The 11573-nt window shown below is 63.4% G+C and carries 6 protein-coding genes; 2 read left to right on the top strand and 4 right to left on the bottom strand.

All coding sequences use genetic code 11. The features are described 5' to 3' along the window. Window positions 1-225 precede the first annotated feature (225 nt). The 4 genes from Pan44_RS20520 to Pan44_RS20505 all read right to left on the bottom strand — a co-directional run bounded on the left by Pan44_RS20520 (window position 226) and on the right by Pan44_RS20505 (window position 8631). A complete protein-coding gene (locus tag Pan44_RS20520) occupies window positions 226-2439 on the bottom strand; it encodes a molybdopterin oxidoreductase family protein (protein WP_197453521.1) in 2214 nt (737 codons plus the stop codon). Next, entirely contained in the window at window positions 2436-4181 is a 1746-nt protein-coding gene (locus tag Pan44_RS20515) for a DmsC/YnfH family molybdoenzyme membrane anchor subunit (protein ID WP_197453520.1), read from the bottom strand. Before Pan44_RS20515 ends, Pan44_RS20520 begins: the two co-directional genes overlap by 4 nt. Further along, the gene (gene nirB, locus Pan44_RS20510) at window positions 4178-7204 is read right to left on the bottom strand and encodes a nitrite reductase large subunit NirB (RefSeq protein WP_145033171.1); all 3027 of its coding nucleotides are present in this window, start codon (window positions 7202-7204) and stop codon (window positions 4178-4180) included. Before nirB ends, Pan44_RS20515 begins: the two co-directional genes overlap by 4 nt. A 65-nt stretch (window positions 7205-7269) precedes the next feature. Further along, the gene (locus tag Pan44_RS20505) at window positions 7270-8631 is read right to left on the bottom strand and encodes an MFS transporter (protein WP_145033168.1); all 1362 of its coding nucleotides are present in this window, start codon (window positions 8629-8631) and stop codon (window positions 7270-7272) included. A gap of 451 nt (window positions 8632-9082) precedes the next feature. Between Pan44_RS20505 and Pan44_RS20500 the strand changes: the two genes are divergently transcribed. Then, entirely contained in the window at window positions 9083-10615 is a 1533-nt protein-coding gene (locus tag Pan44_RS20500) for an ATP-binding protein (RefSeq protein WP_145033165.1), read from the top strand. After that, a complete protein-coding gene (locus Pan44_RS20495; RefSeq protein WP_197453519.1) occupies window positions 10587-11228 on the top strand; it encodes a response regulator transcription factor in 642 nt (213 codons plus the stop codon). The genes Pan44_RS20500 and Pan44_RS20495 overlap by 29 nt, the downstream gene beginning before the upstream one ends. Window positions 11229-11573 lie beyond the last annotated feature (345 nt).

Here is an 11573-nt window from a genome sequence, read left to right as displayed (position 1 = left end):
TGCGCAACCTCGCCCGTCAGGTGAGAGAGTTCGTTCTTTGGCAACGCAAACAGAGAGGGATCAGCCCCGCGAGAGGGGGTGAAAAACACTCCACAGCTCGTCACACATGTCACACATGTCACAGGTCCAGAACTCCAATGTTTCAGACGGTTGTTCGCTGTCACAGGTCGTCACAGGTCTCCCCCCCGGGGGGCCGGCCTCCGCGACAGCGAATGTCAACGTGCCCTAATCCGGAGAGACGCGGACTGCACACGCCTTGTACGACGGTTGCTTCGAGTAGGGGTCGAAGACGGCGTCCGTCAGGCGGTTCGTCGCTTCGTAGTGCATCGGAATGAAGACCGTTCCTACGGCGACTGTCGGCGCGATGACGGCCAGGGCCCGCATCTGCCCGCGCTGCGACGACACGGTCACCCAGCGATTGGGCACAATCGCCAGCCGCTTCGCGTCCCCCGGGTTCAGCTCCACGTAGGGCTTTTCCGGGTAGAGCTTCCGCAGGACGGCCGACTTCGATGTCCGCGTCTGCGTATGCCACTGCGAGGCCGTCCCGCGGCCCGTCAGCAGTAGCAGCGGATACTGGGCCGACGGCAGTTCCGTCATGGGCCGCGGCTCCTCAAATACGAACCGCGCCCGGCCATCCGGATGAAAGAACCGTCCGTCCGCAAACAGCCTCCGCTCCGGGTGATCGTCGCCCCCCTCCTGCGGATAGGGCCATTGCACGCCCCCCCGCTCATCGAGAAATGCGTAATCACGCACGCCGCTGAAATCGCACGGCTGACCTCGCGACAGCTCCTTCATCGATTCGAACACCGCCGCCGGCGACGTCCATTTGGAGAACATCTTTCCGCAGCCCCACGCCTCCGCCACTAACCGGAAGATCTGGAAGTCGGCCAGCGCCTGCCCGGGGGCCTTGCGCACCTTCTTGATCACACCGATGCGGCGCTCGGAGTTGATGAAAGTTCCTTCCTTTTCTCCCCAGCCGGCGGCCGGCAGCACGAGATGCGCCCGCTGCGCAGTTTCCGTCGTGTGATACATGTCCTGCACGACGAGAAAGTCGAGGCGGTCGAGAATGTCGCGAGCCGAACTCTGGTTGATCCACGAATGAGCCGGGTTCGTGCAGATCACCCACAACCCCTTGATCTTCCCGCGAAGAATCCCCTCCATGATCTCGTTGTAGGCCAGGCTGTTCTCGGTCGGGATCGTCGCGGTGTCGATGCCGAGCACACCGGCCACTTTCTCGCGATGCTGGGCGTTGGTGAAATCGTGTCCACCGAGGAGGCCCGTCGTGTTGCTGAACAGCCTCGAGCCCATGGCGTTGCACTGCCCGGTGATCGAGTTGGCCCCGGTTCCAGGCCGTCCGATGTTTCCGGTCAGCAGGGCCACATTGATAATCGACTGCGCCGTGCGAACACCCTGGTGGCTCTGATTGACTCCCATCGTCCACCAGAACGATGACCGTCCCCGCTCATGAATCGTCTCGGCCAGTCGCTCGATCTGCGATGCCTTGAGTCGCGTCTCAGCGACGACACGATCGAGGTCGAACGGCTGGACGAACTCCCAGAACTGCTCGAAGCCCGCCGTCGACTGATTGATGAAGCGCGAATCGATCCAGCCGTTTTTGATCAGGATCCGCGCCAGCCCGTAGAACAGCGTCTGATCCGACTTGGGGGCGAGAGCAAGATGCTGCGTGGCCGCCATCGCGGTTTCGGTCGCCCGCGGATCGATCACGACAATCTCCGGCGACCGCCGGTTGCGCATGACCCGTTCCCACATAATGGGATGCGCAAGGCACGGATTCGCGCCGACGAAGACGAGTACGTCGGACTCTTCAAAGTCAGCGTAGCTGTAGGGAGGCGAATCAAAGCCGAACGACTGCTTGTAAGCGACGACGGCCGACGCCATGCACTGCCGCGTGTTGCCGTCTCCGTGCAGCATCCCCAAGCCGAACTTGGCCAGCGATCCGAGAAATGCCATCTCCTCCGTCGGCATCTGTCCCGTGCTGAGAAACGCGATCGAATGGGGCCCGTGCTGCCGCTGAATCGACTGGAACCTGCGGACGAACTCTCCCATCGCCGTCGGCCAGTCGACCGGCGCCAGCCTCCCGGCCGCGTTTCGCAGGAGCGGCGTCGTCGCCCTGTCCGGCGCATCGAGCACGGTGAGCGCTTCCCACCCTTTGGGGCAGGCCATCCCGAGATTGACGGGGTAGCTCGTGGTGGGGCTCAGATTGACCGCCTGGCCGTCCTTGAGATGCACGTTCAGGCTGCAGCCCGTCGAGCAGTAACCACAGACCATCGACGTCGTGGCGTCCGGTTTCAGTCGTTGTGGAGCGAGCCCCAGACCATGCGCTCCCGGCTCCAGAAGCAGTTCCCGCGTCAATCGGCCATCACGCTGGTGCAGGAGCGAACCTGCCGACAGACGGGGATTCTGAGCTTCAATCGTCACGAACGAATGCCTCCGGGCATGCGCGGGGCAGCGACCGCGGCGAAGAAGAGATAACGCTCGAGCAACTCTCCCGCGAGGCAGGCCATCCAGGCGACTGCCATGCTCACGGTAATCGTCAGGTCGGGCCGGGCCGCATCCGGAAGGGCGTTCAACACGAGCATCGGCAGGGCGATGCCTCCCAGGATTCCCGCTCCAATTCTCGCAAGCGCGATCGGCGACAGGACGCCAGTGACCAGGAGCGCGGTGCGTCTGAGCGAAGTCAGGCGAAGGTCGGCCAGCGACTTGAGGATCAGCAGGTCGAACACGAGCTTCAGGCCCGTCGCGAGCATGAGGCCGCGGGTCAACTGCGGTCCCGCCGCCGTGAGAAGCTCCCTGGCGATTTCGCTGTCGACGGAGCGCGAGACCAGCAGCAACGACAGCCATGCCGTGGCGATGCCGAGCAGTGCAGATGTCATCGCGAAGCGGGCCATGGTGCGTTCGAAGCTCCACAGTTCGCGTCGCGTGAACACGTAGATCATCCCCGAGCAGAAGACGCCGAGCGCCCCTGTCGCGGCCACGGTCATTCCGAGCGCCGGAAGGAGGGCCGAGGCCTGTTCGGCCCAGCGCGGGCCAAGCGGCCTTCCGGGCGAAGCAATCCAGCACGCCGCGGCGTAGGGAACGGCGAGCCCCGCAAACAGGCCGAACGCGACGATCTCGCGACTCAGCCACGAATGCCGCAGGCCGAGAATGCCGCGAAATGCCAGGAGCGGCCGGCCGAGATGGCACGTACTCGCCCCGAGCGCCAGAAGTCCGAGAACGAGCGCTCCCGTCGCCTGAAAGGGCCTCAGTACGGCCGCCAGCGTAGCAGGGAGCGTCTCATCCAGCAGCACCCCCACGATGAATGTCCCCACCGAAAGCTGTGTGAGGACCAGCATCACGATCAGCGGCCAGTGAGGATGTTCGGGGCTCAGGGCGTGGTAGTCGGCGGGGAGTGTATTTCGGGGAAAGACCCGGGTGGACCGATACAGGGTCGTCGGGAGCGTGATCGCCGGATCGGGGGCGGCGGGAAGGAACCGATTCGTCTCGGAGTCTTCCCGCACACGTTCCGTCGAAACGACACGAATCGAAATCGCTTCGTGCGGGCAGGCCTGGACGCATGCCGGCGCTTCACCCGTCTTGAGCCGGCTCGAACACATGTCGCACTTGCGGACGATCCCTTTCTGCGCGTGGTACTTCGGAACGTTGTAAGGACAGGCCAGCGTGCAGTACTGACATCCAAAGCACTGGTCGTCGAGATGCTTGACGATGCCCGTCAGCGGGTCTTTCTCGTAGGCATTGACCGGGCAGGCGATCATGCAGGCCGGCTCGACGCAGTGGTGGCAGGCCGCCGTGACATGCTGGATCACTGGCAGCTGCTCGGTTCCTCCCATCAGCAGGCCGACGTCCCGCCACGTCTCCTGCTCGTCCAGCCCGTTCAACGAATGGCAGGCAGTGACGCACGCCTTGCAGCCCGAGCAGCGATCGAGGTCGACTTCGAATGCGTACTGCTCGCCGGGGCCGGGAGGAGCGGCAGGCAGGAGACGCGAGTAGTACTTCGCCTGCGCCGGGCCGGTGCAGGACGCATGATCGCGTGAGAACGCTTCAACGGCCGTCAGGTCGTGCTGCTCGGCCAGTAACTGATCGAGCAACGAAACCGTCGCATCGCCGGCCCCCTTCAGGCCATTCGAAAGGTCATCGAGCGTCAGCAGCCGCGTCGTCGTCACGCTTCCACCAGTTCCCGGTTACGGTGGGTGAGACAGGAGGACGCGAGCGCGCATCCGATCTCCGTCGCATGGCGTTCATCAAGCACTTCGACCGGCGGCAATCGCAGGCAAACCGCGCTCCCCTCGACCTTCACCGGGAACGTCTCGATACTGTATTCGGCGTCCGACAGCGACTCGCCCGTCTTCAGCGAGAACGTTTTCTTGTGGAGCGGGCAGGCGACTTTCGGTTCCCCCTTCTGGTCGCCCACGATGCCCCGCGCGAGAACGAATGCTTTCTTGTGCGGGCACATGTTCTGAGAGGCGTACCATTCCCCGCGACTCGCGAAGTTGAACACCGCGATCTGAGTCTTGCCGTATTTGATCGTCGCCCCGGCATCCATCGGGAAGTCGTCGATGACGCCCACCTGCACCCAGCCTGAATCGTCGACTTCGACTTCTTCGGCCGCGGGCTTCGGCAGTGACTGGAACTGTTCCAGTGATACCAGTTCGCCGGGCCAATCCGCGGGACGCAACTGCCCCCTCTGCGAAATGACTTCGATGCACGACTCAGTCTCGTCGCTGTTCATGAACTGGCGGAACCGTTTCCGCTTCTCGGGGTCTTTCACCACCGCGGCCCATTCGCACTGGTACGTGTCGACCAGCCGCTGCAGCATCTGCTCCAGTTCGGCCGCGATGCCGAGCTTGTCGTGCACCACCACGTCGCGGATGTGCTCGATGCCCCCTTCGAGCTTCTCGCACCAGGTCGACGTCCGCATCAGCTTGTCGGCCGTTGAGATGTAATACATCAGGAACCGGTCGACATACTTGATCGCCGTCGCCTCATCGACACAGGCCGCCAGCAGCTCGGCATGCCTGGGTTTCGTCCCGCCGTTGCCGCAGACGTAGACGTTGTAGCCACCTTCCACGGCGATCAGCCCGACGTCTTTCGACTGCGCCTCGGCGCATTCGCGCGTGCAGCCCGAGACAGCCATCTTGATCTTGTGTGGTGAGCGGATCCCCTTGTAGCGGTTCTCGATCTCGATCGCGAAACCGACGGAATCGCGGACACCGTAGCGGCACCACGTCGATCCCACGCAGCTCTTCACGGTCCGCAGCGACTTGCCGTAGGCATGTCCGCTTTCGAAACCGTTCTCGACCAGGCGCTCCCAGATCTCCGGCAGTTCGTGCACCTGCGCCCCGAACAGGTCGATCCGCTGGCCGCCGGTAATCTTCGTGTACAGGTTGAATTCCCGGGCGACCTCGCCAATCACAATCAGTTTCTCGGGAGTGATTTCTCCACCCGGGACCCGCGGCACCACGGAATACGAGCCGCCACGCTGAATGTTGGCCAGGAAACGGTCGTTGGTGTCTTGCAGCGATTCATGCGGCGCGTCGAGAACGTTCTCGTTCCACAGCGAAGCGAGGATGGACGCGATGGCCGGTTTGCACGTTTCGCAGCCGTGGCCCGTCCCGGACTGCTTGAGAACTTCGCTGAACGTTCGCAGTTGCTTCGTTTTGACGATCGCGAACAGCTCCGTGCGCGAGTACGCAAAGTGTTCACACAGGTGATTCGTGACGGACTTGCCGAGCTTCTTCATTTCGGCTTTGAACAGGTCGGTCACGAGCGGGAAGCACCCCCCGCATCCTGCCCCCGCCTTCGTGCATGATTTGACGGCCGCAGGGGAATCGCAGTTCTGATCGCGAATCGCCGAGCAGATGGCCCCTTTCGAGACGTTGTTGCACGAGCAGACCTGGGCCGAGTCGGGCAGACCATCGATCCCGCCGGCCAGCGGCGCGCCGCCGGAACTGCCGACGATCAGTTCGTGCGGTTTGCATGGCAGCGCCGCGCCGCTCTTCGCCAGCATCGACAGCGTGCCGTACTGCGACGCATCGCCGACGAGAATCCCCCCGAGCAGCGTTTTCCCGTCCTTCGAGAACAGCAGCTTCTTGTATTCGCCTCCGAACGGGTTCTCGAAGAACAACGGCGTGGCCTTTTCGGGGCCAGCCTCGTAGTCGCCGAAGCTGGCGACGTCGACTCCCATCAGCTTGAGCTTTGTCGACAGGTCGGCCCCATTGAAACGCCGGTCGCCGCCGGTCAAGAGCGTCGCCAGGGTCTCGGCCATGTCGTAGCCAGGCGCCACAAGCCCGTAGACCATTCCTCCATGCAGAGCACACTCTCCGATCGCCGAAATCCGGCGATCGGAGGTCGTGAGCCGATCGTCGACGACAATCCCGCCGCGTTGACCGACGTCCAGGCCGCATTGGCGGGCGAGATCATCCCGCGGCCGGATGCCGGTCGACACGACGATCATGTCGACTTCGAGTTTCGTGCCATCCGAAAACTCGAGTTCCTCCACACACCCGTTCCCCAGAATCGCCTTGGCGCTGCAATTCAGGTGAACGTGGACTCCCAGCGACTCCAGCTTGCCGACGAGGACGCGCGAACCGGCGTCGTCGATCTGCCGCGGCATCAACCGACCGTTGTACTCGATGACGTGCGCTTCCAGGCCCAGGTCATACACGGCCTTGGCCGCCTCCAGACCGAGCAGCCCGCCTCCGAGCACCGCGCAGCGTTTCGCATTCTTGGAGTAGGCAATGATCCGTTCCAGGTCCTCGATGGTCCGGTAAACGAACACCCCCGCCTTCTCGACACCCGGCACCGGTGGCACGAACGGAATCGATCCCGTCGCCATCACCAGGTTGTCGTAGGGAATCACGACTCCCTTCTGAGAAGTGACCTGGCAGCGTTCGCGATCGATGACGTCCGCCCGGTCTCCCAGATGCAGTTCCACACCATGCGCCGCATACCAGTCGAGCTTCGCCAGCATCAGCTTCTCGGCATCGCGATGCGCGAAGAACGATGTCAGGCCGACGCGGTCGTACGCCGCCCGCGGCTCTTCGCAGAACGTCACGATCCGGTATTCACCCGCCTTGTCGAACTCGACGAGTTTTTCACAGAACCTCAGGCCCACCATCCCGTTGCCGATGACGACGACAGTCTTTTTCGGTGAGTTGATCGAAACGGATTCCGGAACAGAAATCATCAGGAGATCCAGGTCAGGAAGAGGGATGAACCAGGAAGCCGGCCCGTCCTGCGGGTCGCTGCGAATCAGGCCTGCGCGATCGCGGCGCCGTGGCCCAGTGAGGGTTCACCCTGCGGGGCAAGGTCTTCTGCAGCCTTGTCCGCAAAGCGGACCGCAAGCACCGCAAACGACGACAGCGTCACGATGATTCCCAGCAGGAACATCGCGGTCGGCCAGGTGATGGCGGACGACTTGAAGAGGAACCCGGCCAGCACGGCTCCGACGTTTCCGCCGGCCCCGACGATGCCCGTCACGCTGCCCAGGGCCTCGCGATTCAGGAACGGCGCGACTGCGTAGGTCGCGCCGTTCGACATCTTCACGAACAGCCCGAGCAGCATGAGCAGCGGAATCCCGACGGCAAGGGTCCGGGCCTGCGAGAACATCAGCAGGGCGATGCCCTCACAAAACAGCGTCAGGAACAGCCAGCGGGCGCGGCCGGAGAGCCCCGATTTCGATCCGAACTTGTCTCCGATCCAGCCCCCCAGCGCCCTCGCGAACAGGTTCATGGAACCGAACAGCCCTGCGATGAACCCCGCGGTCTTGAGGGCCGACATCGGGTCGGCCGACTTCAACTCCGCGAAGTAGTCGACGAAGTAGAGCGCGGCGACATTGTCGAGCGTCAGTTCCAGGCCGAAACAGCAGGCATAGGCGACGAACAGCACCCACACGCGGCGATCGCGACAGGCCGCCCGGAACGAGCCTTCGACGGCAGGCTTCTTCGCGAGCAGGCCGCGAGCCTTGAGGTCGGCGTAGTTTCCCTGCGGCGTGTCCTGAGTCAGGAAGTAGTAGGCGATGCCGGTCAGGAAGCAGATCGCCCCGGCGACGAACATGCTGCCGCGCCAGGCGGAAGAACTCGTCCACCCGAGACTCGTGACGAACGCGCCATAGACCAGCGGCATGACCATCTGCGTCACGCCGCCCCCGAGGTTCCCCCAGCCGGCGGCCGTTGCGTTGGCCGTTCCGACGCACGACGGCGCGAACATCACCGAGGTGTGGAACTGCGTGACGACGAACGACGCCCCGATCATTCCGATCGCCACGCGAAAGAGCAGGAACGTGGTGAAACTGTCGGCCAGGCCGATCGCCATCACCGGGATCGAGCCGATCAGGAGGAGGCCGGTGTAGGCCAGTCGCGGTCCGATACGGTCGCACAGCCAGCCAATGAACAGGCGGGCGAAGATTGTGATTGCGACCGATCCGATGATGCACCAGCCAACCTGGTCCTTCGTCAGATGCAGTTCGTCGCGAACGATCGGCATCAGGGGAGCGATGCCGAACCAGGCGAAGAAGCACAGGAAGAACGCGAACCACGTCATGTGGAACGCACGCATCGGAGGAGAATGAACATCAAGAAGCCGGATCGACGTCGCCTTCTCAGCAGCACTCATGGAGTCGCCTTCCCATGACGAGACTCACCGCCGACCAGAGCACCTCGATGTGAGCGCAGCGAGGAGATCGACGACGGCAGCATGGGCGACTCCAAATGCATTGCGAAGGCCGGTCACTCCAGAGAGGGGGTATTTGTTCGGATATCCGAACAGTCCGGCCGCGATCGTGGCCCTGAGCCAATTTCCCCCTGTCGCGCATCCATGCAGTGCTGCACGAAACCGTTGCAGCTGTGGAACCTGACGTCCGCCCGAAACCCGCGATTCTCCCCGTAACGCGGGAAGTCTCCCGATTTCAGGTCGAACGGCACGTCGTTTTCCTTAGGGCCTCCCGGAACGTGAGGACTGACCTGCCACGGCCGTCTCGGACGTGCGCTCATTCCAGAAATTTCCACGGTTTCACGGCTCACCGAGCCGTGGCGAAAAGTTACCGGCCCGGCCCCTGTTTCTCCGTATGCCTCATCGTCCAGAACTGCTGATTCGCCGCCTCGGGCGGCGTTACGGCATCGCGCTGGCCGTCGTGGCAGGGCTGCTGCTGCTGGATCAGGCTGTTCTGCAGCCACTCCTCGTGCGGCTGAATCTCTCGGCACCGGTCATCAACCTTGCCGGCCGGCAGCGAATGCTCAGTCAGAGCATTGCCAAGGACGCGCTCGCCATCGCGATTGATCCCCAGGCGCACCCGTCTGCAGACCTCGCCCTGCAGGACAAACTCGCCGAGTGGCGCCGCGTTCACGAGGGACTGAAGCAGGGTGATGCGTCGCTCAAGCTCTCCGAGACCCGGAATCCCGAGATCATGTCCCACTTGACCGGACTGGACCGACAGGTCTCGTCGATCGCCACGGCGGTCAACGAACTGCGTGAGCGCCCCTATCAGAGACACCGTTCCATCGCGAGCCTGCTCGCAGCCGAACGGGAGTTTCTTCCCGCAATGGACCACATCGTCCAGCTCTACGAGGAGGACGCACAGCAGCAGGTCGTGCGACTCCGCGCCACCGGGCTCGTGGCGACCATGCTGGTCATCACCCTGATGGCCGGCCTCTACTGGCTGGTCCTCGGGCCAGCCGTCACGCTGATCCGGCAGCAGGTCGAGCGGCTCGAAACCCATGAACTGGAATTGATGGAGGCCCGGGATCAGCTGGAACAGCGTGTTCAGGAACGAACGCTCCAGCTCTCCGACCTGAACGTCGCCCTCGCCGAAGAGGCTTCCCAACGGGCTGCCTCCGAACAGCGCACGCTTCAGCTCCAGTCGCAGCTGGCACATGCCTCACGGCTGAACAGCCTGGGAGAACTGGCGACAGGAATCGCGCACGAACTGAACCAGCCCCTGGGCGCGATCTCCAACTACGCCGAAACGCTGCTCATCCTGACCGACGGCGATCTGGTTGACCGTCAGCCTCTGGTGAGAAACGCCTCGCGCATCCGCGAATCGGCGCAACGCGCAGGCGCCATCATCCGTCGCATGCGAAACTTTGTCCGGTCTCGAACGACCCCGCGGGCGATCGAGTCAGTCAATTCCCTGATCACTGATGTCGTCGCGCTCTGTGAGCCCGATCTCCAGAGCCGATCGGTCACGGTCCGTGTCGAATGCGACGAGACCACCCACTCCCAGGTCTTCGTCGACGCGATCCAGATCCAGCAGGTCCTGGTTAACGTGATCCGGAACGCAGCTCAGGCGGTCGAATGCCGCCCCCGGGGCCGGCGCGTGGTCTCGATTTCGACGACGTGGTCCAGCGAGGACATCGATATCCGCGTCGACGACAATGGCGAGGGATTTCCCGACGAGTTCGACGTCGCCGGCGCTTCGCTCCAATCGACGAAGCCCGATGGTCTCGGACTCGGACTTTCGATCAGCCGCAGTATCCTCGCTACTCACGGCGGCGAACTCCAGACTGCCAATCATGAAGAGGGCGGGGCCCGTGTGACCGTCCGGCTTCCACTTGTTGAAACGACTTCACGCCTTGAGCCTGCCGACCGTCTTTGTTGTTGATGACGATCGCGATTTCCGCGACTCACTGGCCGCGCTTCTGTCGGCTCTCGGACATCGTGTCGAGACGTTCGATTCTGCGGCCGCTTTCCGCGAGGGAGTCGACGCCGGCCGGCCTGGTTGCCTGCTTCTCGATATCCGCATGCCAGTCGAATCCGGCCTCGAGATGTATGCTGATCTGGTTCGAGCCGGGAAGCGGCTGCCCGTGATCTTCATCACGGGTCATGCCGATGTCTCCACAGCCGTCGCCGCGATGAAAACCGGGGCCGTGGAATTCCTGGAGAAGCCGTTCCAAAGGGAACAACTGGCCAGCCTGGTCGACCGCGCCCTGGCGATCGATGCCGAATGGCGACTGGCCGACAACCGATTCCGGGAGCTGGATGAGAGCATCCAGAGGCTCAGCCCGAATGACCTCGAGACGCTCCAGCTGATTTTTGACGGAGCGACCAACAAGGCCATGGCGGCGCGCCTGTTCATCTCGGAACGGGCCGTCGAGCTGCGCCGCCAGCGGCTGATGCAGCGTCTCGGTGTCCGGTCGGTTCCCGAACTGCTCGAACTGGCGATCACCCACCGAATCCTGTCCGAACTCCGCTCCGCGCGGCATACGGTGCAGTAGGAGAGGTCGCCCCCGATCCCAGCCAATGCCCCCACTTTGCCGAAGTAGGACTGCGAGCGAGGAGGGCGCTTTGATGGGTGGTCCCGACTTCTTGCCCTCTTTCCCCCTGAGCCCGCAGGGCAGGACTCTCGCAACGGCCCCGGATCGGTCGCACGGAATTCCTGCCCTTCCGGATCCTGGTGTGTGACGGATTGCTGATGATGGTGTTCATAGTCCCTCCATGAACACGTGGCCGGTTGCGCGCGGAGCTGCGTGCGGGATGGCGGTGGCCATGTGGAGCGTCTTTCATTCCCATATTTTCCGCCGAACTGGCCCGGAATCGGTGGCAATTGCCGGCGGGGCGTT

Source organism: Caulifigura coniformis, from assembly GCF_007745175.1.
Taxonomy (GTDB): Bacteria; Planctomycetota; Planctomycetia; order Planctomycetales; family Planctomycetaceae; genus Caulifigura; species Caulifigura coniformis.
The sequence above is the reverse complement of the archived record's forward strand: the minus strand, read 5'-3'. Positions and strand labels throughout refer to the sequence as shown.

Bases quoted from the DNA above. Each gene is read 5' to 3' on its own strand.
- Pan44_RS20500 (WP_145033165.1), top strand. From the start codon at position 9,083: ATGCCTCATCGTCCAGAACTGCTGATTCGCCGCCTCGGGCGGCGTTAC.
- Pan44_RS20505 (WP_145033168.1), bottom strand. From the start codon at position 8,631: ATGAGTGCTGCTGAGAAGGCGACGTCGATCCGGCTTCTTGATGTTCAT.
- nirB (WP_145033171.1), bottom strand. From the start codon at position 7,204: ATGATTTCTGTTCCGGAATCCGTTTCGATCAACTCACCGAAAAAGACT.